Below are 21,525 nucleotides of genomic sequence, written 5' to 3'. Positions count from 1 at the left end.
ACGCGAATGCGCAGGAATCTTGCGTTCCGTGACGCCGTGCGAAGATGATCGCATGCCAGCCGCCCGTCGCATGCGAGTCGAGCTCGCCATCGTGCTCGGTCTCTCCTTGGGCGCCTCCGCGGTCTACTCGATCGTCTCGATCATCGCTCGAGTGACCGACACGACGCCGCTGGCCGAGCAGTCGGCGGCCATCAACCAGTCGCGGTCGAGCCGCGAGTGGCTCGACTTCACCTACCAGTTCCTCGACGTCTTCTTCGGGCTGTTCGTCGTCGCGCTCGCCCTCTACCTGCTCTGGCGGCCGGGGCGGAGCCCGTTCCGGCGGATCGGCTTCGACTTCACCCGGCCCGGCCGCGACGTCGCGGGCGGGCTGGCCCTCGTCGCGGCGATCGGCATCCCCGGGCTCGCGCTCTACGCGATCGGCCGCGCGGTCGGCGTCACCGTCGCCGTCGTGCCCGCCCCGCTCGATACCCACTGGTGGACGGTGCCGATCCTCGTGCTCGCGGCCCTCAAGGCGGCGCTCACCGAGGAGATCATCGTCGTCGGCTACCTCTTCACCCGCCTGCGCGAGCTCGGCGTCGGGCCGTGGGCGACGATCGTCTCGAGTGCGCTGCTGCGCGGCACGTACCACCTCTACCAGGGCTTCGGCCCGTTCGCGGGAAACGTCGCGATGGGCATCGTCTTCGGCTGGTGCTACGTGCGCTGGGGCCGCACCATGCCGCTCGTGATCGCGCACTGGGTGCTCGACATGGCGGCCTTCATCGGCTATCCGCTGGCGCTCGCGTGGTGGCCGGGGCTCTTCGCGGCGCCGGGCGCCTGACCGCGGGCACGTGCGTCGCCGAAGCGAGGGCGACGACCGTCGCCGGCATCGGCGGCAGCTGCTCCTCCGCGACCTCGACGCGCGGGTCGATGTCGGCGCCGCGCACGCGGGCCCCGTCGATCCAGCTCCGCCGGCTCGGGGTGCACACCGCGCCGACGCACTCGTCGCCGTAGCCGCCGCCGCGCAGTTCCAGGACGGCCTGCGCCCGCCGCATCGCGTTCGCCGCCGCGGGGTCGCGCCGTTCGAGCAGCCCGGCCCGGGTGTCCAGGCCGAAGCGGTCGCTCGTCGCGACCGCGAGGCCCACGACGAAGAGGATGAATCCGGCCCCGAGCAGGGCGTCCATTGGGAGCATCCGACACCTCCGCGTGTGAATGATCCTCAGTTTAGACCCGCGCGGTGCCGACGGGCAGGGGCGGATGGCCCGGCGGCGTCGCGCCCGGGCCATCCGTCCCCGCTTCAGCTCCGGATCAGGCGAACGCCTCCACCGGCGGGCACGCGCAGACCAGGTTGCGGTCGCCGAACGCCTGGTCGATCCGGCGCACCGGCGCCCAGTATTTGCCGCGCACGAGCGAGCGCACGGGGTAGACCGCCTGCTCCCGGGTGTACGGGTGCGACCACTCCCCCACGACGACCGACTCGGCCGTGTGCGGCGCATTGCGCAGCGGGTTGTCGTCGGCCGGCCAGTCGCCGCGGCCGACCGCGTCCGCCTCGGCCTTGATGCCCACCATCGCCTCGATGAAGCGCTCGAGCTCGGCGAGGTCCTCCGACTCCGTCGGCTCGACCATGAGGGTGCCCGCGACCGGGAACGACATCGTCGGGGCGTGGAAGCCGTAGTCGACGAGCCGCTTCGCGACGTCGTCGACCGTCACGCCCGTCTCGGCCGTGAGGGGTCGCAGATCGAGGATGCACTCGTGCGCGACGAGCCCGTGCTCGCCCGTATAGAGCACCGGGAAGTGCTCGCGGAGACGCGACGCGACGTAGTTCGCGGCGAGCACCGCGGCCGCCGTGGCGTTCTGCAGGCCCTGCGCGCCCATCATCCGCACGTAGGCCCACGAGATCGGCAGGATCGACGGGCTGCCGTACGGTGCCGCCGATACCGGGCCGCCCTGGTGCACGAAGCCGCCGGCGTGGTCGGGGCGCTGGGCGAGCGGGTGCCCGGGCAGGTAGGGGGCGAGATGCGCCTTCGCCGCGACCGGCCCGACGCCGGGGCCGCCGCCGCCGTGCGGGATGCAGAAGGTCTTGTGCAGGTTCAGGTGCGAGACGTCCCCGCCGAAGTCGCCGAAGCGCGCGTAGCCGAGCAGCGCGTTGAGGTTCGCGCCGTCGACGTAGACCTGGCCGCCGGCATCGTGCACCGCCTGGGTGATCTCCTTCACCTCGTGCTCGTAGACGCCGTGCGTCGAGGGGTAGGTGATCATCAGCGCCGCGAGGGAGGCCGCGTGTTCGGCGATCTTCGCCCGCAGGTCGTCGAGGTCGACGTTGCCGAGCTCGTCGGTGGCGACCACGACGACGCGCATGCCCGCGAGCACCGCGGACGCCGCGTTCGTGCCGTGCGCGCTCGAGGGGATGAGGCAGACGTCGCGCTCGTGCTCGCCGTTCGCGTCGTGGTAGCCGCGGATCGCGAGCAGGCCCGCGAGCTCGCCCTGGCTGCCCGCGTTGGGCTGCAGCGAGACCGTGTCGTAGCCGGTGACCTCGGCGAGCCAGCTCTCGAGCTGTTCGACGAGGCCGAGGCTGCCGACGACGTCGGCCTCCGGCGCGAAGGGGTGCAGGTTCGCGAAGGCCGGCCAGGTGACCGCCTGCATCTCGGTCGCCGCGTTCAGCTTCATCGTGCAGGAGCCGAGCGGGATCATGCCGCGGTCGAGCGCGTAGTCGCGGTCGGCGAGCGTCTTCAGGTACCGCATCATCTGCGTCTCGGACTGGTGCGTGTTGAAGACCGGGTGCGTGAGATAGCCGCTCGTACGGGCGAGACCGGCCGGCAGGCCCGCCGGCAGGGCGCGCACGTCGAGGGGCACGACGGTCTCCTCGGGCAGGCCGAAGGCGCGCGCCGCGAGCGCGAGCTCGGCCTCGGTCGTCGTCTCGTCGACCGCGACGTGCACGGTCGCCTCGTCGGCCTCCCAGAGGTGCACGCCGAGCTCGCGGGCGCGGGCGACGACGTTCTTGGCGAGGCCGGGCACGTGCACCTCGATCGCGTCGAAGTAGGCGTCGCTGGCGAGCGTGAGCCCGTAGCCGGTCAGCACCTCCGCGAGGGCGGCCGCCTTCTGCGCGGTCGAGACCGCGATGTGCCGGATGCCGGCGGGGCCGTGGTAGACCGCGTACATCGACGCCATCACGGCCAGCAGCACCTGGGCGGTGCAGATGTTCGACGTCGCCTTCTCGCGGCGGATGTGCTGCTCCCGCGCCTGCAGGCTGAGCCGGTACGCGGGTGCACCTGAGGCATCCACCGAGACGCCCACGAGCCGGCCCGGCATCTGCCGCTCGAGTCCCTTGCGGACGGCCATGTAGCCGGCGTGCGGGCCGCCGAAGCCCATCGGCACGCCGAAGCGCTGCGAGGTGCCGACGGCGACGTCGGCGCCGAGCTCGCCGGGGCTCGTGAGCACGGCGAGGGCGAGCAGATCGGCGGCGGCGACGGCGAGGCCGCCCTGCGCCTTGGTCGCGGCGAAGACGGCCGACGGGTCCCAGACCCGGCCCGAGGCGCCGGGGTACTGCACGAAGACGCCGAAGTGCTCGCCGAGGGCGGCGACGTCGGTCGTCTCGGCCAGCGGGGCCTCGACGAGCTCGATGCCGAGCACCGTCGAGCGGGAGGCGAGCAGCGCCTTCGTCTGCGGGAGGGCGTCGGCGTCGACGACGAAGCGGTTCGACGGCGACTTCGAGGCGCGCCGGGCGAGGAGCATCGCCTCGACGACCGCGGTGCCCTCGTCGAGCATGGAGGCGTTGGCGATGTCGAGCCCGGTCAGGTCCTCGACCATCGTCTGGAAGTTGATGAGCGCCTCGAGCCGGCCCTGGCTGATCTCGGGCTGGTACGGCGTGTACGCCGTGTACCAGCTCGGGTTCTCCAGCACGTTGCGCTGGATCACGGCCGGCGTGATCGTGCCCGAGTAGCCGAGCCCGATCATCGAGGTGCGCACCGTGTTCTGCGCGGCGAGCGCCGCGAGCTCGGCGAGCGCCTCGCGCTCGGTCGCCGCGGCCGGGATGGCGGAGTTCAGCACCTCGCCCATACGGATCGAGGCCGGCACGGCGGCCGACATCAGCGCGTCGAGCGAGTCGTAGCCGAGCTCCGCCAGCATGCGCTGCTGGTCGTCGGCGGTGGTGCCGATGTGGCGGCGCCCGAAGGCGTCGAGGTCGAACGTCGAGGTGGTGCTCATCGGGCGCTGGGGTCCTTACTCGCCGACGAAGGCGCGGTACTCGGCGTGGCTCATGAGCGTCGGCAGCTCGGGCGCGGAGAGCTTGATCAGCCAGCCCTCGCCGAAGGGGTCGCTGTTCACGAGCTCCGGGGAGTCGATGACGGCCTGGTTCGCCTCGACGACCTCGCCGTCGATCGGGGCGAAGAGCTCGCCGACCGACTTCGTCGACTCGATCTCGCCGACGACGGTGCCCGCGCTGACGGCGGTGCCCGCGGCGGGCAGGTCGACGTAGACGACGTCGCCCAGCTTCTCGGCGGCGTAGTCGGTGATGCCGATGACGACGGTGTCGCCGTCGACCTTCACCCACTCGTGCTCTTCGGTGTACTGCAGTGCGGTGACGTCGGTCATGATGGGGCTCCTCGGTGGTGGGGTCGGTGGATGGCTCGGCGCGTCGCCTGCGACCGGCTCGCCCGCGCTCCTCGGCGGGCGGCCGGGCTCAGGAGGCGCGTCGGTAGAAGGGGAGGGCGACGACGGTCGCGGGGATGCGGGTGCCGCGGACGTCGACGAAGACGGCGGTGCCGGGCTCGGCGAGCCCGGGCGCGACGAAGGCCATGGCGACGGGGTGGCCGAGCGTGGGCGAGAGCGCCCCGCTCGTGATCTCGCCGACACGGCGGGCGTCGGCGGAGTCGCCGTCGAACACCTCGTAGCCGGCGCGGGGCGCGCGACGGCCCTCGGCGGTGAGGCCGACGAGCACGGGAGCGTCATCGGCGGGGCCGCGTTCGGCCGCTGCCCGGCCGATGAAGTCGGCCTCCTTGGCGAGCGAGACGACGCGGCCGAGGCCGGCCTGGGCGGGCAGGATGCCGCGGCCGAGCTCGTGCCCGTAGAGCGGCATGCCCGCCTCGAGGCGCAGCGTGTCGCGGCTCGCGAGGCCGCACGGCACGACGCGCGGACCGCCGGTCTCGGCGAGCGCCTCCCAGAGCTTGGGGGCCAGTTCAGGGGCGAGGTAGAGCTCGAAGCCGTCCTCGCCGGTGTATCCAGTGCGGGCGACGAGCACGGGCTCGCCCTCGAACGTCGCCGGGAACGAGCGGTAGTACTTCAGCTCGGTGACGGCGCGGTCGAAGTCCTCCTGGTCGTTGCCGGGGCCTTCGACGCCGAGGCCCGGGGTCTCGAGCAGCACGGCGAGGGCGTCGGGGCCCTGCAGGGCGACGAGCGCGATGTCGTCGCTCTCGTCCGAGACGAAGGTCTCGAAGCCCTCGGCGCGGGCGATGAGCTCGGCGGCGACGACCTCGCGGTTCGACGCGTTGGCGACGACGAGGAAGCGGTCCTCGCCCGTGCGGTAGACGACGAGGTCGTCGATGATGCCGCCGTTCTCGGCGAGCAGCAGCGAGTACTTCGCCTGCCCGACGGCGATCGCCGAGAGCTTGCCGGCGAGGGCGTGGTCGAGCGCGTCGGCGGAGCCGGGCCCGATCAGGGAGATCTCGGCCATGTGCGAGAGGTCGAAGAGCCCCGCGTGCTCGCGCACCGCGCGGTGCTCGGCGAGGTCGCTGGAGTACCGCACCGGCATCTGCCAGCCGGCGAAGTCCGTGAACGCGGCGCCCGCGGCGCGGTGCACGGCGTCGAGCGGACTGCGGCGCTCTTCGGGGGTGGTTCCGGAATCGGACACGAGTTCTCCTCGATCGTCGAGACGCGCGGCGGACGCCGCGTGAGAACTCCCCCTCTGTCATGAGCCTGAGAGTTTCGCGCGGGATGTGCGCTTTCACCGTGGGCGGCCCGAAACGGGCACTTTTCAGAGCGGCCTCGTCATCGCGGTGTCGTGTACCTGAGAGATTGGCGGGGAGGCTTGCTCCTTCGGTGCCCCCGACGATGACTGCCGGTGGCTCTCCCGCGACGCGTCGATGGCCCGGTATGCGGTTGTGAGCCCGATCCTACCGCACCCGTCGCCGCTGCCGAGGGCCGGACTCGGCGCGGACGGATTCGCCTTCGAGTCAGGATGACTGTAAGCTGCCGCCATGCCCCTTCGAGTCATCCTGACTCGAAGACCGACGCACCGGAGGGAGCACCGATGCCCACGACCCCGCCGAGCACCGCGCGCCTCGCCGTGTCGACCGTGATCTTCGCGCTCCGCGCCGACCGCGCCGGCGGCCCGCCCGCCCTCTGGACCCCGCTCGTGCGCCGCACCCGCGAGCCCCAACTCGGCCATTGGGCCCTGCCCGGCGGCTGGCTCCCGCCGAACGAGGAGCTCGAGACCGCCGCCGCCCGCACACTGCGGGCCACCACCGGCCTCGCGCCGAGCTACCTCGAGCAGCTCTACACCTTCGGCGGCGTCGACCGCTCCCCCGGCGAGCGCGTCGTCTCCGTCGTCTACTGGGCCCTGCTGCCGAGCGACGAGGCCGCCCGCGCCACGATCGGCCCGAACGTGCGCTGGGTACCGGCCGACACGCTGCCCGACCTCGCCTTCGACCACGCCGAGATCATCGCCTACGCGCTCTGGCGGCTCCGAACGAAGGTCGAGTACTCGGAGATCGCGCACGCCCTGCTCGGTCGCACCTTCACCCTCGCCGAACTGCGCGAGGTCTACGAGGCGGTGCTCCGCCGCCCGCTCGACCCGGCGAACTTCCGCCGCACCATGCTCGCCTCGGGCGGCCTGCAGGAGACGGGCGAGCACCGCGCCGGCACCCCGCACCGCCCGCCGAAGCTGTACCGCTACGACCCGGCCGGCACCGCGCCGGGTGCCCGGGAACCGTTCCGAGACGCCGAGAGGACCGCGTCATGAGCCCCACCTCCCTCGACACCCGCCGAGCGGCGTCCGTCGATCGCAGCATCCGCCTCATCGCGAGCGGGGCGAGCGGCGGCGAGAGCTGCGCGCCCGAGCTGGCCGACGGCCCGTGGACCTTCGACTCGGGCCCCGCCTCGTACGGTCCCGGCGCGTCCATGGGCGACGTCATCCCCACCGGCTCGCCCCGGCAGGGCGCGCTGCCCGAGGCCTACCGGCTCGCGAGCGACGAGGAGCTGCACGAGCGCATCCGCCGCGCGAAGCAGACCCTCGGCGAGCGCGTCGTCGTCCTCGGCCACTTCTACCAGCGCGACGAGGTGGTGCAGCACGCGGACTTCGTCGGCGACTCGTTCCAGCTCGCGAACGCCGCGCTGACCCGACCGGACGCCGAGGCGATCGTCTTCTGCGGCGTGCACTTCATGGCCGAGACCGCCGACCTCCTCTCCCGGCCCGAGCAGGCCGTCATCCTGCCGAACCTCGCCGCCGGCTGTTCGATGGCCGACATGGCCGACGAGGCGAGCGTCGAGGCGTGCTGGGAGCAGCTCGCCACCGTCTACGGCGACCTCGACGCGCCCGACGCCGACGGGCTCCTCCCCGTCGTGCCGGTGACCTACATGAACTCCTCTGCGGCGCTCAAGGGATTCGTCGGACGGCACGGCGGCATCGTCTGCACCTCGTCCAACGCCCGCACCGTGCTCGAGCAGGCGTTCGAACGCGGCCGGCGCGTGCTCTTCTTCCCCGACCAGCACCTCGGCCGCAACACCGCCAAGGCGATGGGGGTGCCGCTCGAGGCGATGCCGATGTGGAACCCGCGCCGGCCGCTCGGCGGCAACGACGCCGCGACGCTCGACGACGCCCGGGTCATCCTCTGGCACGGCTTCTGCTCGGTGCACCGCCGCTTCACGGTCGAGCAGATCGCCGAGGCGCGCCGCGAGCACCCCGGCGTGCGGGTCATCGTGCACCCCGAGTCCCCGATGCCCGTCGTCGACGCCGCCGACGCGGCCGGTTCGACGGACTTCATCGTGAAGGCGATCCAGGCCGCCCCGGCGGGCACCACCTTCGCGATCGGCACCGAGATCAACCTCGTGCAGCGGCTCGCCGCCGAGCACCCCGAGCACACCATCTTCTGCCTCGACCCGGTGGTCTGCCCGTGCTCGACGATGTACCGCATCCACCCGGGCTACCTGGCCTGGGTGCTCGAGGAGCTCGTCGAGGGCCGCGTCGTGAACCGCATCCAGGTGCCCGACTCGGTCGCCGCCGATGCGAAGGTCGCCCTCGAACGGATGCTGCGGGCGCTGCCGAGCGGGGCGCCTGTGAGCGGGGCGCTGCTCGACGCCCCGACGCCGGCGCCGGGCGCGGCGCCCGCCGCGGGCCGGAGCTGACCGTGCCGAGCGTGCTCGTCGTCGGCGGCGGGATCGCGGGCCTGTGGACCGCGGTGCGCGCCGCCGAGGCCGGCTGCACCGTCGAACTGGTCACGAAGACCGAACTGGCCGAGGGCAGCACCCGCTACGCGCAGGGTGGCATCGCGGCCGCGCTGTTCCCCGACGACTCGGCCGAGCGGCACTACGCCGACACGATCGCCGCGGGCGCCGGCCTCGCCGATCCCGAGGTGGTGCGCGTGCTCTGCGAGGAGGGACCGGCCCGGGTGCGCGATCTGATCCGCTTCGGCGTCGGTTTCGACCGCGACGAGTCGGGACTGGAGCGCGGCCTCGAGGCGGCGCATTCCCGCGCGCGCATCGTGCACGCCGGCGGTGACGCGACCGGCGCAGCGATCGAGGCGGCGCTGGTCGCGACCGTGCGACGGCGGTCCGTCGCGGTGCACGAGCGCACGATGCTGCTCGATCTCCTCGTGGAGGGCGGCGCGGTCGTCGGGGCCGTGCTGCTCGGCGCGGACGGAACGATCGTCGAACGCCGAGCCGACCGGGTGGTGCTCGCCACCGGCGGGGCTGGGCAGCTCTATCTGCACACGACGAACCCCGGCGTGGCGACTGGCGACGGGGTCGCCGCCGCGGCCCGTGCCGGTGCAGAACTCGCCGACCTCGAGTTCGTGCAGTTCCATCCGACCGCGCTCGCGGTGCCCGGAACGCCGCTCATCTCCGAGGCGGTGCGCGGCGAGGGCGCGGTGCTGCGGGATGCCTCGGGGCGGCGGTTCCTCGCCGAGGCGCATCCGCTGGCCGAGCTCGCCCCGCGCGATGTCGTCGCCCGTGCCGTGTGGCGCACGATGGCCGGGCAGGCCGGCGCGCCCGTGCTGCTCGACGCGACGGCGCTCGGCGGGAAGGCGCTCGCCCGCCGATTCCCGGGGCTCGACCGCATCGTGCGCGACGCCGGGTTCGACTGGTCGCGCGATCCGATCCCGGTGACCCCCGCCGCGCACTACGCGATGGGCGGGATCGTCGTCGACCTCGACGCCCGCACCACGCTGCCGAACCTCTTCGCCGTCGGCGAGTGCGCCCGCACCGGCGTGCATGGCGCCAACCGGCTCGCCTCGAACTCGCTGCTCGAGGCCGCCGTGTTCGCCGAGCGCGCCGCGCGCGCCCTCGTCGCCACCCCCGCCCCCGAGTTGCCCGACTTTCACGAAAGTCGGGCAAGTCGAGACCTCTCCCCCGACTTGCCCGACGTTCGTGAAAGTCGGGCAAGTCGAGACCTCTCCCCCGACTTGCCCGACTTTCGTGAAAGTCGGGCAAGTCGAGGTGGGGGGCGAGCGATGGACCGGGGGGCGCTCCGCGCGCTCATGTGGGACGCCGCCGGGCTCGAGCGCTCGGCGGCCGGTCTCGAGGCGGCGGCATCCGTCCTCGCGAGCTGGCGCGCGCCCGAGGTGCGCGATCGGCCGAGCGCCGAGGACCGCAACCTGCTCGAGCTCGCCCGCCGCACCGTCGCCGCGGCGCTCGCCCGAACGGCCAGCGTCGGCGCGCACTTCCGCACCGACTCCGTCACCGCCCAGATCCCGTCCGCGCCGTTCGAGGAGGCCGCCTGATGACCACCGACCGAGAGCTCGACCGCCTCGTCTCCGCCGCGCTCGACGAGGACGCGCCCTGGGGGGACCTCACCTCGGAGACCCTCATCCCCGCGGACGCCGTCGCCGACGCCGCGCTCGTCGCCCGGGAGGCCGGCGTGCTCAGCGGTTCCGATGCGTTCCGGGCGGCGTTCCGGCTCGTCGACCCGGCGATCGACGTCGAGTTCCTCGTGCACGACGGCGAGCCCTTCGAGGCCGGGCAGACACTCGCCACCGTGCGCGGACCCGCGCGCGCGGTGCTCACCGCCGAGCGGGTGGGCCTGAACCTGGTGCAGCGGATGAGCGGGATCGCCACCCTGACTGCGAAGTACGTCGCTGCCGTCGCCGGCACGCGCGCCCGCATCGTCGACACCCGGAAGACCACGCCCGGCCTGCGCAGCCTCGAACGCCGCGCGGTGCGCGACGGCGGCGGCCGCAACCACCGTCGCTCGCTCTCCGACGCGGTGATGGCGAAGGACAACCACCTCGCGGTCCTCACGTCCGGCGGACTCGACCTCGCCACCGCGCTGCGCGGGGCGCGGGAGCGGCTCGGCCACACCGTGCACCTCGAGGTCGAGGTGGACCGGCTCGACCAGCTCGACGCCGTGCTCGACGGCGGAGCCGACACGGTCATGCTCGACAACTTCCCGCTCGACGAGCTCGTCGCCGGCGTGGAGCGGATCGCGGGGCGCGCGATCGTCGAGGCCTCGGGCGGGGTGACGCTCGACACGGTCGCCGCGATCGCCGCGACGGGGGTCGACGTGATCTCGGTCGGCGCCCTCACCCACTCGGTCCGCTCCCTCGACCTCGGGCTCGACCTGGACGTGCAGGCGGAGGGCGGTTCGGCCACGTGATCTATCTCGACCATGCCGCCACGGGTCCGGTCCGCCGCGAGGCGCTCGAGGCGATGTGGCCGTACCTGACGGGCGCCTTCGGGAACCCCTCCAGCAGCCACGGGCTCGGTGAGCAGGCGGCCTCGGCGCTCGAGTGGGCGCGCGAGCGCGTGGCGGCGGCGACGGGCGCGCGGCCCGGCGAGGTCGTCTTCACGAGCGGCGGCACCGAGGCCGACAACCTGGCGCTGAAGGGCCCGGCGCTCGCCGCGCCGCGCGGGCGGCACCTCGTCGTCTCGGCGATCGAGCACGAGGCGGTGCTGGAGTCGGCGCGGTTCCTGGAGCGCGTGCACGGCTACGCCCTCGACGTCGTGCCGGTGGATGCCTCGGGCCTCGTGCATCCCGAGGCGCTCGCCGCGGTGCTGCGACCGGACACGACGCTCGTCTCGATCCAGCTCGCGAACAACGAGGTCGGCACCGTGCAGCCGCTGGCCGAGCTCGCGGCGCTCGCCCGCGAACGCGGGGCCGTGGTGCACAGCGACGCCGTGCAGGCCGCCGGGCGGCTGCCGCTCGGGCTCGACGCCCTCGGCGTGGACGCCCTGAGCCTCGCGGGGCACAAGGTCGGGGCGCCGAAGGGCGTCGGGGCGCTCGTCGTACGCGGCCGGGTGCCCCTCGAGCCGGTGCTGCACGGCGGCGGGCAGGAGCGCGGCCGCCGCTCCGGCACCGAGAACGTGGCCGGCGCCGTGGCCTTCGCGACGGCGCTCGAGCTCGCCGAACGGGAGCGCGAGGAGCACGGCGCCCGCACGGACGAGCTCGGCGGGCTGCTGGTCGCCCGCGTCCTCGCCGAGATCCCCGAGTCGCGCCTGACGGGCCATCCCAGTCGGCGGCTCGCCTCGACGGCCTCGTTCCTCTTCCCCGGCGCGAGCGGCGAGGCCGTCCTGCTCGAGCTCGAACGCGACGGCGTGATCTCGTCGAGCGGCTCCGCCTGCGCGGTCGGCCGCACGGAGCCCTCCCACGTGCTCACGGCGATGGGCGTGCCTGCCGAGCTCGCGGGCACGGCGGTGCGCTTCACGCTCGGCGCCGCGACGACGGCGGCGGAGATCGAGACGACGGTCCTCGCGGCGAGCCGGGCGGTCGCCGCGGTGCGCGGGCTCGGGCTCGGGCACCGCGGCTGAGCTTGGGGCGCTGGCCGGCGCCGACCCGCGCACGAGCGATGCGGGTGTCGGCGGCCCGCGCTATCTTGGAACCATGAGCGATGCAACTCCCACCCCCTCCGATGACGAGCGCGAGCGCCGCATCGAAGACGAGCTCGCTCCCGAAGAGCAGCTGCTGAAGGGCTGGCTCCCCGAGCCGAGCCCGACCGACGGGCCCGCGCCCGCCCCGTAGTCCGCCGCGATCCTCGCGTTTCGTATTCATTCCTATCGATCTGCCGATCTGGGAATAGCGCCTGATCCAGGGCGGGTTGCACTCTGCACCGACGCACCACTTTCAGGCGCTCGTCCGCGCCGTCCTCCTCGATGGGAACCTCCTTGACCGAACGCGCCGTTTCCGACCTCGACCCCGTTCAGCCCGCCCCGTCCGCCGGCCGGGCGGACACCGCCTCGACCGCTGCCGCCGCCGACGCGGCCCTCGCCGACTCCACCGCTGCCGCGGCGGAGGACGCGGCCATCCGCGCCGGCCAGCCCGCGCACGGCGCCCGCGACACCAAGGTCATCTGGCTGCTGCTCGGCGCCACCTTCGTCGTCTTCCTCAACGAGACGATCATGGGCGTCGCGATCCCGCACCTCGTCGACGACCTGCACATCTCGCTGTCGGCGGCCCAGTGGCTGACGACGGCGTTCATGCTCACGATGGCGGTCGTCATCCCGATCACGGGCTTCCTGCTGCAGCGGTTCCCGACCCGGGCGATGTTCATCACGGCCATGTCGCTGTTCTCGGCGGGCACGCTGATCGCCGCGACGGCGCCCGGCTTCGAGGTGCTCCTCGGCGGCCGTATCGTGCAGGCCACCGGCACGGCGATCATGATGCCGCTGCTCATGACGACCCTCATGACGGTCGTCGCCCCGAGCGACCGCGGCCGCTTCATGGGCCGCGTGTCGATCGTGATGTCGGTCGCGCCCGCCATCGGGCCGACCATCTCCGGCCTCGTGCTGAACTTCCTCTCCTGGCGGTTCATGTTCTGGTTCGTGCTGCCGATCGCCCTCGTCATGCTCGTGATCGGCTTCCGCAAGGTCGAGAACGTCAGCGAGACCCGCGTGCTGCCGCTCGACGTGTTCTCCGTGGTGCTGTCGGCCTTCGGTTTCGGCGGCATCGTCTACGGCCTGAGCATCCTCGGCGGCGTCGTCACCGGCAAGTCGCCCGGCGACACCGTGCCGCTGTGGGTCGCGCTCGGCGTCGGCGTCATCGCCCTCGGGGCGTTCATCTGGCGACAGCTGCTGCTGCAGCGCCGCGACCGGGCGCTGCTCGACCTGCGCACCTTCCACTCGCGCAACTTCGCGGTGTCGATCGCGCTCATGGTCGTCATGATGGCGGCGCTGTTCGGCACGATCATCCTGCTGCCGATCTACCTGCAGAACGTGCTGCACCTCGAGCCGCTCGCGACCGGGCTGCTGCTCCTGCCCGGCGGCCTCGTGATGGGCCTGCTCGGGCCGACCGTGGGACGCCTCTACGACCGGGTCGGACCGACCCCGCTGCTCGTGCCCGGCAGCATCGTCGTCAGCGGCGTGCTCTGGTCGCTCACGATGGTGGGCGAACAGACGCCGTGGTGGCTGATGCTCGTGGCGCACGTCGTGCTCTCCGCGGCACTCGCGTTCATGTTCACGCCGCTGTTCACCTCGGCGCTCGGCTCGATCGAGCCGCGGTTCTACTCGCACGGATCCGCGATCGTCGGTACCGTGCAGCAGGTGGCGGGCGCGGCGGGCACGGCCCTGTTCATCACGGTGATGACGGCGCAGTCGGCGGCGGTGGCGGCGACGGGGGCGGCCCTCGAGACCTCGGAGGCGGCCGGCATCCGCGCGGCCTTCCTGGTGGGCGCGATCATCTCCGTTGCGGCCGTCGTGGGCACCTTCTTCGTCCGCAAGCCCGCCGACATGGGCGAGGGCGCACCCATCGGTCACTGAGCACACAGCGACACGATCGACGTCGGCCTCGGCACCCGCGGGTGCCGAGGCCGACGTCGTGTCGCTCAGCCGCAGTCGGGACGACAGGCCCGCTGCGAAAGCGCGTCCACCAGCACGATGCCGAGGTCTTCGGGCTTCGTCGCCGAATACGCGGCGCCGCCGGTCACCTCGGCGATGCGCTGCATGGCCTCGAGGTCGGTGTCGGGCCCGAATCCGACCATGATGACCGGTACCGGTCGCTCCGGGTCCTGCCGTTCGGCGAGCTGCGTGAGCAGCTGGTCGAGCCCCAGGCCGTTCTCGTCCTCGTTGCGGCCGTCGGTGATGAGCAGCACCGAGTTCATCTTCTTCGGGTCGTAGCCCTCGCGCACACGATCGACCGCGGCGAGGGTCGTGTCGTAGAGCCCCGTCGCGCCGCCGAGTCGGTCCGGCAGGGAGGCGACCACGCCCATCACGTGTGCCGTGTGCCCCTCGTCGGCCAGCGGGGCGATGGGGGCGAGCTCCTCCCAGTCCCGCTCGCCGTCGCGCGCCGTCGAGAAGACCCAGACGCCGAGCTGCACCTCCCCGGAGAACTGCGCGAGCGCGCCGCCGGCGGCTCGTTGGAACAGGTCGATCCGACGCAGGCCGTCACCGGCCGGGTCGGCCATCGACCCCGAGACGTCGATGACGGCGAGCATGCGCGAGCGCAGCGTCATGACGCCCCACTGCCGCAGCAGCTCCAGCTGGCCCGTGCCGAGCGAGTCCGCGGCGAGCGCGGTCTCGAGCACGGTGTCCGGGAACGGCAGCTCCGCGCTGACGCCCGAGGTCGTGATCGTGCCGGAGCCGTCCGGGCGGCGGAGCCCGGCGTGCAGCAGCGGAGCGGACTCGGCGCGGAGCGCGGCCTCGAAGTCGGCGATGCCGGTCGCGGTGTCCGCGTGCGCGGCGGCGATGGCGTCGGCCGAACCGGAGCCCGCCGCCGCCGGCACCCGGACGAAGGGGTAGTCGAGGACGACGGTGCCGTCGGCCGGGTACTTCGCGATGAGCAGCTGCGCGGGACGGTCGCGGTTGTGGCGGGCCACCTCGGACTCGCTCATCACGACGACCGAGCCGGCGGCCGCGGACGAGATCGCCGCGTCCGCCGAGGCGGGGATGACCCGGCCCAGCGCGAGCATCGCCGCGGCGAGCTGGCGGGGTTCCTCGGGGGCGGACACGGCCTGCACCGCGGAGAGGGCGGCGAGGCTCGCGGCGCTGGCCTCCGGGTCCGGGAGGAGCGCGGTGAGCGTGCGGTCGCGCACCGCCGCCCAGCTCGGCTCCACCGGGAGGGCATCGACCGCGGCGCTCGGCGTCGCGAGCACGACCGGCGAGACGGCGACCGAGCCCTGCGAATCGAGCACGGGGGCCTGCCGGCCGAACGACTGGGCGAGCGCCCCCAACCTGGCGACCCAGACGCTCGAGTCGGGGATCCAGGCGTCGCCCGTGAAGCTGCCGGCGGCGAGGGCGGCTGCGGTGTCGGCGGAGTCCTGCGCGACGACCTCGGCGGCGAGGCACGCGCCCGAGTCGGCGCCGAGGCGCTCGGCGGTCTGGCGCGCGGCGTCCGCGATGGACGGATCCGCGACGACGACGATCGCGCGCGGTTCCGGGCACCCCTCGGCGGCGGCGGGCGACGCGGGCGGCGCGATGACGCCGCCCGCCCAGAGCGCCCCACCGGTGGCGACGAGCACCACGGCGACGCCGCCGGCGATCAGGGCGCGCCGTCGACGAGGCGTGCCGGCGCTGCGGCGCTCGGCTCGTCTCGCTTCACGGCGCGATCGGGTTCCCGGTTCGGGTACCGGGTCGCTGTGTCGTCCCACGTGCACTCCAGGTGAGCGTCGGCCGCTTCGCCGCCGCCCCTCGAACGGGCTCCCCCGTTCGAGGGGGAAGAGAACGAGAACAGCATAGGGGATCGTGCGAGGATGGCACGACGGAGAACGTCATGGAACCGTTCCGCGATCGAGCCCACGCCGGGCGCCTGCTCGGCGACGCCCTGCAGCACCGGCGAGCGAGCTGGCCGGAGCCGCTCGTCGTGGTGGGGATCCCCCGAGGCGGCGTGCCCGTCGCGGCGGAGGTGGCCGCTCGTCTCGCGGCGCCGCTCGAGGCCGTCGTCGTGCGCAAGCTCGGCGTGCCCGGGCGGCCCGAGCTCGCCATGGGCGCGGTCGGGCAGGCGGGCGCGGGGGCGGGCGCGCATGCGGTCGTGGTGCGGAACGACGACGTCATCGAGGCGGCGCGGGTCGACGAGGCGGAGCTCGCCGCGGTCGTCGCCCGCGAGTCGGCGGCGGTCGAACGTCGCGCGGCCAGGTGGCGCACGGATGCCTCGGCCGGCGCGATCCACGACGCGACCGTCGTGCTCGTCGACGACGGGATCGCGACGGGCGCGACCGTCGCCGCGGCAGGACGTGTGCTCCGGGCGCTCGGTGCCGCGCGCGCGGTGCTCGCCGCTCCGGTCGCGTCCCCGCAGGCGCTCAGCGAGCTCGACGGCTTCGACGAGGTGGTCGTGCTGTCCGCCCCCGTGGGGTTCGAGGCGGTCGGAAGCTGGTACCTCGATTTCACTCAGACGCCGGACGAGGACGTCGACGCGCTGCTGCGGCCGAGGCCTCGCCACTGAACGCCCGGGTTCAGCTCAGTCGGGCGCGCACCGCCGTCGCGTCGATGGTCTCGTCGGCCAGCACATCGCTCGAGAATCCGGCGCCCGCGAACAGCGCCGCCGAGGTCTCGGACTGGCGCTCGGCGCACTCGATGACGACGGTACCGCCGGGCCTCAGCCAGCGGCCCGCCTCGGCCGCGATGCGGCGGTGCAGGGCGAGCCCGTCGTCGCCGCCGTCGAGGGCGAGCCGGTGTTCGTGTTCGCGCGCCTCGGGCGGCATGTGGGCGATCTCGGCGGTCGGCACGTATGGCGCGTTCACCGCGATGACGTCGAAGCCGCCCCGGAACTCGACGGGGACCGCGTCGAAGAGGTCGCCCCGGCGCACGACGGCGCCGCCGGGTTCGAGGTTGCGGCGCGCGGCCGTGACGGCGGCCTCGTCGAGATCCACGGCGACGAGCACGACCTCGGGCAGCTCCCGTTGCAGCAGCGCGCCGATCGCCCCGACGCCGCAGCAGAGATCGAGCATGGTGGCGGGCGCGGCCGAGCGGCGGGCGAGCCGCACGGCTTCCCGGGCGACGAGCAGCGTACGCGCGCGCGGCACGAAGACGCCCGGCTCGAGCTGCAGCCGGAGACCGTCGAACTCGGCCCAGCCGAGCAGCTGCTCGAGCGGCTCCCCCGCCTCGCGACGGACGACGAGCCGCTCGAGTTCGGCCGTCGCGGAGTGCGACGCCGCCGTCGACGTCGCCTCGAGGAGCAGCGCGGCCTCCTCCTCGGCGTACACGCAGCCGGCGGCGCGCAGCCGCGCGGCGAGCGCCGCGGGAGGCGGGAGGGCGGGCGAGCTCGTCACGCCCCCATCCTCCTCCCGAGTTGCCCGACGTTCATGCACTTCGGGCAACGGGTCGGAGGTCGGGGCTGGTGAACGGCCGCCGTCGCTGCCAGGCTGGGCGCATCATGCACGCCTTCGACTTCGGCCGCACCACGCCTCGGGCGGTCGTGCTGGTGGAGGGCGACAGCGACGCCGTCGTCGTCGAACGACTCGCGGCCGCGCGGGGCATCCGCTTCGACGGCGGGGCGAGCGGAGCCGCGCTCGTCTCGATGCAGGGCGTCACGAACATCCGCCGCGTCGTCGCCGAGCTCCGCGCGGATCGACCGCGCACCACCGTGCTGGGGCTCGCCGACGCCCCCGAGGAGCGGTTCGTCGCGGCGGCGATCGCCGACGACGGTGCAGCGCTCGACCGCGACGGCCTCGCCGCGCGCGGCTTCTTCGTCTGCGTGCGCGACCTCGAGGATGAGCTCATCCGGGCCCTCGGCACCGATGCCGTCGAGGACGCCCTGCGGGAGATCGGCGACGCCGGCAGATTCGCGACGTTCCAGCGTCAACCGGAATGGCGGGACCGCGCCAGAGCCGATCAGCTGCACCGCTTCGCCGGCAGCGGTGCAGGACGCAAGCGCGCCCTCGCGGCGCAGCTCGCCGAGCGCCTGGATGCCTCGACCACGCCCGTGCCGCTCCGCCGGCTGCTCGACCGCCTCGAGCTCGAGCTCGGCTGACTCAGCGCGCCCGCCACTCCTCGGCGAGCATGGCGTAGGTGAAGCCGTCGATCCAGCCGAGCTCGGCGTGCCAGGAGTCGCGCACGCCGTGCTGTTCGCGCCGCATGCCGAGCTTCTCCATCACTCGCCAGGAGCCGATGTTGTCGGCGAAGCAGCCCGCGGTGACGCGGTGCACGTCGAGTTCGTCGAAGGCGAGGCTCAACAGTGCAGCGGCGATCTCGGTCGCGTGACCGGCGCCGGCGTGCGCCGGGTCGATGAGGTAGCCGAGGTCCGCCTCGGCGCCGCGCCACGGACCGTCGGGCACGTGACTCTGCCCCATCGCATCGCTCAGCGAGAGCGACCCGGTGCCGACGACCTCGCCGTCGAGCAGGGCGATCGCGGAGTGATCGTTCGGATCGGCGACGCCGTCGAGCCACGCGGTACGGAACGCCTCGGGCTCGACGGTGGTGCGCAGCAACCAACGGGTGACCTCCGGACGGTTGCGCCACTCCAGGACCCGGTCGAGGAGATCAGGGGTCGGCACCCGCAGTTCGAGGCGGCCCGCGCGACGGGGCCAGGACACGTTCGCAGTCGTCATCGCCTCCCAGTCTGGCAGCGACAGGCACGGACTGCAGCCGCGCGGGCCGTCGCGGCTACTTGACGAGCCGGGACAGCACCCGGTCGGCGAGCACCTTGCCACCGGTCTGGCAGCCGGGGCAGTACTGGAACGTGGAGTCGGCGAAGATCACCTGACGGATGGTGGAGCCGCACACCGGGCAGCTCTGTCCAGTGCGGCCGTGCACGCGGAGGGCGCGTCGCTTCGCGTCTTTCAGTTCGGCCGGCGGTTTGCCGGACGCCTCGGCCACCGCCTCGGCGAGCGTCTCGCGCATCGCGGTGTAGAGCTGCTCGACCTGCTCGGGCGTGAGCTTGGCCGCGAGCGCGTAGGGCGACATGCGGGCGGCGTGCAGGATCTCGTCGGAGTAGGCGTTGCCGATGCCGGCGAAGACGGACTGATCGCGCAGCAGTCCCTTGATCTGCGTGCGTCGCCCGTCGAGCACGGCGGCGAAGTCGGCGAGGGTGAAGTCGTCGGCCGTCGGGTCGGGGCCGAGCCTCGCGATGCCGGGCACCTCGGTCGGATCGCGGACGACGGAGACCGCGAGCGACTTCTTGGTGCCGGCCTCGGTGAGGTCGAAGCCGGAGCCGTCGTCGAGCCGCACCCGCAGCGCGAGCGGGGACTTTCCCGGCTTCACGGGGGTCGCCGGCAGCTCGTCGTACCAGCGCAGCCAGCCGGCGCGCGCCAGGTGGAAGACGAGGTGCACCTCGCCCGTGTCGAGGTCGACGAACTTGCCGTGCCTCGTCACCCGCTCGATGGTGCGCCCCTCGAGGGCCGACAACGGCGGATCGAACGTCTTCAACGCGGAGATGGCGGCGATACGCAGTGACGCGAAGGCGTGACCGACCGTGCGTTCGTCGAGGAACGCCGTCAGCGCCTGCACCTCGGGAAGCTCCGGCATGCCTCGATGCTGCCACTCGCCGCCGACATCCGGAAGCGCCTCGGCCCGGCGGCCGGACGCCGGGCCGAATGTCGGTGGGTGCTGAGACACTCTCAATATGAACGAGATCGAGCTCCGGCAGACCCGCGAACTGCGGGTCGGCGACACGCTCGTGAACACCACGGGCCGCCACTACGAGATCACCCGCGTCCGACGAATCGGGCGGGGCATCCGCGTCGAGTACACGACCGCCGACGGCGCCGAGGGCCGCTTCACGGCCGCACCCGAAGCGGCCGTCCGCGTGCTCGTCTCGCCCTTGTCGCACGCGGCCTGAGCAGCGCCTCAGCGCTGCCAGACGTAGGGCGTGGTGGTCGAGACCTTCACGAGGCCCGAGCGTTCGAGGATGGGCCGCGAGAACTCCGTCGAGTCGCTGTTGATGAGCGTCTTGCCCTGCGCGAGCGCCGAGCGCGCCCGTGCCGAGGTGAGCGCGCGGTAGACGCCCCTCCCCCGCCACTCCTCGCGGGTCGCACCGCCCCAGATGCCGGCGAAGCGCGTGCCGGGCACCGGCTCGATCCGGCCGGCGCTGATGAATCGACCGTCGACCTCGGCCACCCACTCCTCGACGCCGTCGCCGCGGGCGAGTTTTCGGAGGAGCTCGTCGGCCCGGACCTCGGAGACGGGCGCACCGAACACCTCGTCCTGCATCGCGCTCGCGGCCCGCACCTCGTGCTCCTCGACGACGCGACGGACGACCACCCCGGGCGGCAGCTCGACGTCGACGGCGAGGCTCGACGCCTCGCCGACCATGATCGACTCGGGCTCCTCCGGCACGAAGCCGTGCCCGAGGAGCGCCTCGTGGAGCCCGGGCGCCGCGTCGTGACCGCGGGTCTTCCATTCCGCCTCGACGATCCGCTCGTCGTCGGCGAAGCGTCGAGCGACCTCGGTGACCAGCTCGCCCACGCGCTCGGCCGTCGCGTCGCCGAGGTCCCGATAGCTCACGAAGCCCCGGCCACCGGCGAAGCGGGCGACGAGGAGCGGGCCGAACCGCTCCACGGCCTCCGCCTCGCGGACCTCCGCGTCCGTGCGCAGCTCGTCGTCGTAGGCGAGAAGCAGTGCAGCGCGATCATCCATCCGGCCATGCTCCGGGATCCAGCGCCACCGGCGCAACCCGGCCGGCGTTCGCGCTCAGCGCCCCACCGGCTCGGGCAGCAGCTCGCCGCCCGTCTGGCAGCTCGGGCAGTACTGGCCCACGGTGCTCGCGAACGCGAAGTCGCGGATGGTGCCGCCGCACCCGGGACAGGGCTCGCCGGTGCGCCCGTGCACGCGCATCGCCGCGACCTTCGCCGCCTTGAGCTCGCCGATCGGGATGCCGCGGCGCGCCGCGATGGCCTCGGTGATCTCGCCCACCGTCGCCTCGTACAGACCCTCGAGCGCCTCGCCGGACAGCGTCGAGGCGTGCGCGACGGGCGAGCGGCGTGCACGGAACAGGATCTCGTCGGAGTAGGCGTTGCCGATGCCCGCGATCGACTCCTGCTCCTGCAGTACGGCCTTCGTCTGCTTGCGCCGCCCGGCGAACGCCCGGTCGAAGTCGCTGCGCGAGTAGGCGGGATCGGCCGGGTCGGGCCCGAGCTTCGCGATGGCGGAGACCTCCGCCGGATCGTCCACCACGGAGACGCCGAGCGAGACCCAGCCGCCGGCGTCGGTGAGCTCGAGCGCCGGCCCCTGGTCGAAGCGAATCGTGATCAGCACCGGTGGCGCGCCGCTCGCGGCATCCGCCCCGCCCCAGCGCGCCCAGCCGTGCCGTCCGAGCGAGATGACGAGATGGCGGTCGTCGTCGAAGCCGAGGTCGACGTGCTTGCCTCGGCGGGCGACCGCGGCCACCCGCGCGCCGACGAGGTCCGCCGGGGGTCTCGGGCGGGTCTTCACGACCCGGAACTCGAGCACGTCGAACTCGCGGACGACGCGGCCGACGGTGCGCTCGCCGAGCTCCTCGACGAGCGCCTGCACCTCTGGCGACTCCGGCATGGGGCCACCCTCTCA

21 protein-coding genes and 1 riboswitch are annotated in these 21,525 nt (G+C 73.5%); of the genes, 11 read left to right on the top strand and 10 right to left on the bottom strand.

The genetic code is table 11. The features are described 5' to 3' along the window. The first annotated feature begins 52 nt into the window (after positions 1-52). Entirely contained in the window at positions 53-817 is a 765-nt protein-coding gene (locus MTP13_RS11370) for a CPBP family intramembrane glutamic endopeptidase (RefSeq protein WP_243567871.1), read from the top strand. Here the strand turns inward: MTP13_RS11370 and MTP13_RS11365 are convergent. The 4 genes from MTP13_RS11365 to gcvT all read right to left on the bottom strand — a co-directional run bounded on the left by MTP13_RS11365 (position 756) and on the right by gcvT (position 5,818). Then, entirely contained in the window at positions 756-1,160 is a 405-nt protein-coding gene (locus MTP13_RS11365; protein WP_243567870.1) for a hypothetical protein, read from the bottom strand. The two genes, MTP13_RS11370 and MTP13_RS11365, sit on opposite strands and share 62 nt — an antisense overlap. A gap of 124 nt (positions 1,161-1,284) precedes the next feature. Beyond that, on the bottom strand, positions 1,285-4,176 hold the full coding sequence (gcvP, locus tag MTP13_RS11360; protein ID WP_243567869.1) for an aminomethyl-transferring glycine dehydrogenase: 2,892 nt from the start codon (positions 4,174-4,176) through the stop codon (positions 1,285-1,287). A gap of 15 nt (positions 4,177-4,191) precedes the next feature. After that, a complete protein-coding gene (gene gcvH / locus MTP13_RS11355; RefSeq protein WP_243567868.1) occupies positions 4,192-4,563 on the bottom strand; it encodes a glycine cleavage system protein GcvH in 372 nt (123 codons plus the stop codon). Positions 4,564-4,651: 88 nt separating this feature from the next. Further along, a complete protein-coding gene (gene gcvT / locus MTP13_RS11350) occupies positions 4,652-5,818 on the bottom strand; it encodes a glycine cleavage system aminomethyltransferase GcvT (protein WP_243567867.1) in 1,167 nt (388 codons plus the stop codon). Between the two features lie 133 nt (positions 5,819-5,951). Further along, a riboswitch (glycine riboswitch) is annotated at positions 5,952-6,050 on the bottom strand. Positions 6,051-6,217: 167 nt separating this feature from the next. Between gcvT and MTP13_RS11345 the strand changes: the two genes are divergently transcribed. The 7 genes from MTP13_RS11345 (at position 6,218) to MTP13_RS11315 (ending at position 13,869) form a co-directional block, all read left to right on the top strand. Further along, entirely contained in the window at positions 6,218-6,928 is a 711-nt protein-coding gene (locus tag MTP13_RS11345; protein WP_243567866.1) for an NUDIX hydrolase, read from the top strand. After that, positions 6,925-8,310 carry a quinolinate synthase NadA gene (gene nadA, locus MTP13_RS11340; protein ID WP_243567865.1) on the top strand — a complete coding sequence of 462 codons (1,386 nt, stop codon included), beginning with the start codon at positions 6,925-6,927 and terminating at the stop codon, positions 8,308-8,310. The genes MTP13_RS11345 and nadA overlap by 4 nt, the downstream gene beginning before the upstream one ends. 2 nt (positions 8,311-8,312) lie before the next feature. Then, positions 8,313-9,902 (top strand): L-aspartate oxidase, encoded by a 1,590-nt coding sequence (gene nadB, locus MTP13_RS11335; RefSeq protein WP_243567864.1) that lies wholly within the window; start codon positions 8,313-8,315, stop codon positions 9,900-9,902. Further along, positions 9,902-10,774 (top strand): carboxylating nicotinate-nucleotide diphosphorylase, encoded by an 873-nt coding sequence (gene nadC, locus MTP13_RS11330; RefSeq protein WP_243567863.1) that lies wholly within the window; start codon positions 9,902-9,904, stop codon positions 10,772-10,774. The genes nadB and nadC overlap by 1 nt, the downstream gene beginning before the upstream one ends. Further along, a complete protein-coding gene (locus MTP13_RS11325; protein ID WP_243567862.1) occupies positions 10,771-11,925 on the top strand; it encodes a cysteine desulfurase family protein in 1,155 nt (384 codons plus the stop codon). Before nadC ends, MTP13_RS11325 begins: the two co-directional genes overlap by 4 nt. A 73-nt stretch (positions 11,926-11,998) precedes the next feature. Then, complete coding sequence (locus MTP13_RS11320; protein ID WP_189084548.1) at positions 11,999-12,136, top strand: hypothetical protein; 138 nt, start codon at positions 11,999-12,001, stop codon at positions 12,134-12,136. Between the two features lie 131 nt (positions 12,137-12,267). After that, positions 12,268-13,869: a DHA2 family efflux MFS transporter permease subunit gene (locus MTP13_RS11315; protein ID WP_424221774.1), complete on the top strand. Its 1,602-nt coding sequence runs from the start codon at positions 12,268-12,270 to the stop codon at positions 13,867-13,869. A gap of 65 nt (positions 13,870-13,934) precedes the next feature. Here the strand turns inward: MTP13_RS11315 and MTP13_RS11310 are convergent, their stop codons facing one another. Then, positions 13,935-15,695, bottom strand: a complete 1,761-nt coding sequence (locus MTP13_RS11310) for a VWA domain-containing protein (protein ID WP_243567861.1) — start codon at positions 15,693-15,695, stop codon at positions 13,935-13,937. A gap of 122 nt (positions 15,696-15,817) precedes the next feature. On the opposite strand from MTP13_RS11310, the gene MTP13_RS11305 reads away from it, so the two are divergent. Continuing rightward, entirely contained in the window at positions 15,818-16,486 is a 669-nt protein-coding gene (locus MTP13_RS11305; protein ID WP_243567860.1) for a phosphoribosyltransferase, read from the top strand. Between the two features lie 10 nt (positions 16,487-16,496). Here MTP13_RS11305 and MTP13_RS11300 read toward each other — a convergent pair whose 3' ends face one another. Beyond that, the gene (locus MTP13_RS11300; RefSeq protein WP_243567859.1) at positions 16,497-17,312 is read right to left on the bottom strand and encodes a putative protein N(5)-glutamine methyltransferase; all 816 of its coding nucleotides are present in this window, start codon (positions 17,310-17,312) and stop codon (positions 16,497-16,499) included. Between the two features lie 104 nt (positions 17,313-17,416). Between MTP13_RS11300 and MTP13_RS11295 the strand changes: the two genes are divergently transcribed. Further along, positions 17,417-18,013: a TOPRIM nucleotidyl transferase/hydrolase domain-containing protein gene (locus MTP13_RS11295; protein WP_243567858.1), complete on the top strand. Its 597-nt coding sequence runs from the start codon at positions 17,417-17,419 to the stop codon at positions 18,011-18,013. A gap of 1 nt (position 18,014) precedes the next feature. On the opposite strand, the gene MTP13_RS11290 is transcribed toward MTP13_RS11295, so the two are convergent. Then, positions 18,015-18,590 carry a GNAT family N-acetyltransferase gene (locus tag MTP13_RS11290; RefSeq protein WP_243567857.1) on the bottom strand — a complete coding sequence of 192 codons (576 nt, stop codon included), beginning with the start codon at positions 18,588-18,590 and terminating at the stop codon, positions 18,015-18,017. Between the two features lie 55 nt (positions 18,591-18,645). Then, the gene (locus MTP13_RS11285) at positions 18,646-19,506 is read right to left on the bottom strand and encodes an Fpg/Nei family DNA glycosylase (RefSeq protein WP_243567856.1); all 861 of its coding nucleotides are present in this window, start codon (positions 19,504-19,506) and stop codon (positions 18,646-18,648) included. A 97-nt stretch (positions 19,507-19,603) separates the two neighbouring features. Here MTP13_RS11285 and MTP13_RS11280 point away from each other — a divergent pair, with 97 nt between their 5' ends. Then, positions 19,604-19,819, top strand: coding sequence for a hypothetical protein (locus tag MTP13_RS11280; protein WP_243567855.1), 216 nt, complete (start codon positions 19,604-19,606; stop codon positions 19,817-19,819). Between the two features lie 8 nt (positions 19,820-19,827). Here MTP13_RS11280 and MTP13_RS11275 read toward each other — a convergent pair whose 3' ends face one another. After that, positions 19,828-20,616 carry a GNAT family N-acetyltransferase gene (locus MTP13_RS11275; RefSeq protein WP_243567854.1) on the bottom strand — a complete coding sequence of 263 codons (789 nt, stop codon included), beginning with the start codon at positions 20,614-20,616 and terminating at the stop codon, positions 19,828-19,830. Between the two features lie 54 nt (positions 20,617-20,670). Then, positions 20,671-21,510 carry a DNA-formamidopyrimidine glycosylase family protein gene (locus tag MTP13_RS11270; RefSeq protein WP_243567853.1) on the bottom strand — a complete coding sequence of 280 codons (840 nt, stop codon included), beginning with the start codon at positions 21,508-21,510 and terminating at the stop codon, positions 20,671-20,673. Positions 21,511-21,525 lie beyond the last annotated feature (15 nt).

The sequence above is a fragment of the Agromyces soli genome, assembly GCF_022811605.1.
Lineage (GTDB): Bacteria > Actinomycetota > Actinomycetes > Actinomycetales > Microbacteriaceae > Agromyces > Agromyces soli.
The sequence above is the reverse complement of the archived record's forward strand: the minus strand, read 5'-3'. Positions and strand labels throughout refer to the sequence as shown.

Bases quoted from the DNA above. Each gene is read 5' to 3' on its own strand.
- MTP13_RS11365 (WP_243567870.1), bottom strand. From the start codon at position 1,160: ATGGACGCCCTGCTCGGGGCCGGATTCATCCTCTTCGTCGTGGGCCTC.
- MTP13_RS11270 (WP_243567853.1), bottom strand. From the start codon at position 21,510: ATGCCGGAGTCGCCAGAGGTGCAGGCGCTCGTCGAGGAGCTCGGCGAG.
- MTP13_RS11275 (WP_243567854.1), bottom strand. From the start codon at position 20,616: ATGGATGATCGCGCTGCACTGCTTCTCGCCTACGACGACGAGCTGCGC.
- MTP13_RS11295 (WP_243567858.1), top strand. From the start codon at position 17,417: ATGCACGCCTTCGACTTCGGCCGCACCACGCCTCGGGCGGTCGTGCTG.
- gcvP (WP_243567869.1), bottom strand. From the start codon at position 4,176: ATGAGCACCACCTCGACGTTCGACCTCGACGCCTTCGGGCGCCGCCAC.
- gcvH (WP_243567868.1), bottom strand. From the start codon at position 4,563: ATGACCGACGTCACCGCACTGCAGTACACCGAAGAGCACGAGTGGGTG.
- MTP13_RS11320 (WP_189084548.1), top strand. From the start codon at position 11,999: ATGAGCGATGCAACTCCCACCCCCTCCGATGACGAGCGCGAGCGCCGC.
- nadC (WP_243567863.1), top strand. From the start codon at position 9,902: ATGACCACCGACCGAGAGCTCGACCGCCTCGTCTCCGCCGCGCTCGAC.
- MTP13_RS11280 (WP_243567855.1), top strand. From the start codon at position 19,604: ATGAACGAGATCGAGCTCCGGCAGACCCGCGAACTGCGGGTCGGCGAC.
- MTP13_RS11345 (WP_243567866.1), top strand. From the start codon at position 6,218: ATGCCCACGACCCCGCCGAGCACCGCGCGCCTCGCCGTGTCGACCGTG.
- MTP13_RS11290 (WP_243567857.1), bottom strand. From the start codon at position 18,590: ATGACGACTGCGAACGTGTCCTGGCCCCGTCGCGCGGGCCGCCTCGAA.
- MTP13_RS11285 (WP_243567856.1), bottom strand. From the start codon at position 19,506: ATGCCGGAGCTTCCCGAGGTGCAGGCGCTGACGGCGTTCCTCGACGAA.
- MTP13_RS11305 (WP_243567860.1), top strand. From the start codon at position 15,818: ATGGAACCGTTCCGCGATCGAGCCCACGCCGGGCGCCTGCTCGGCGAC.
- MTP13_RS11315 (WP_424221774.1), top strand. From the start codon at position 12,268: ATGGGAACCTCCTTGACCGAACGCGCCGTTTCCGACCTCGACCCCGTT.
- MTP13_RS11370 (WP_243567871.1), top strand. From the start codon at position 53: ATGCCAGCCGCCCGTCGCATGCGAGTCGAGCTCGCCATCGTGCTCGGT.
- nadA (WP_243567865.1), top strand. From the start codon at position 6,925: ATGAGCCCCACCTCCCTCGACACCCGCCGAGCGGCGTCCGTCGATCGC.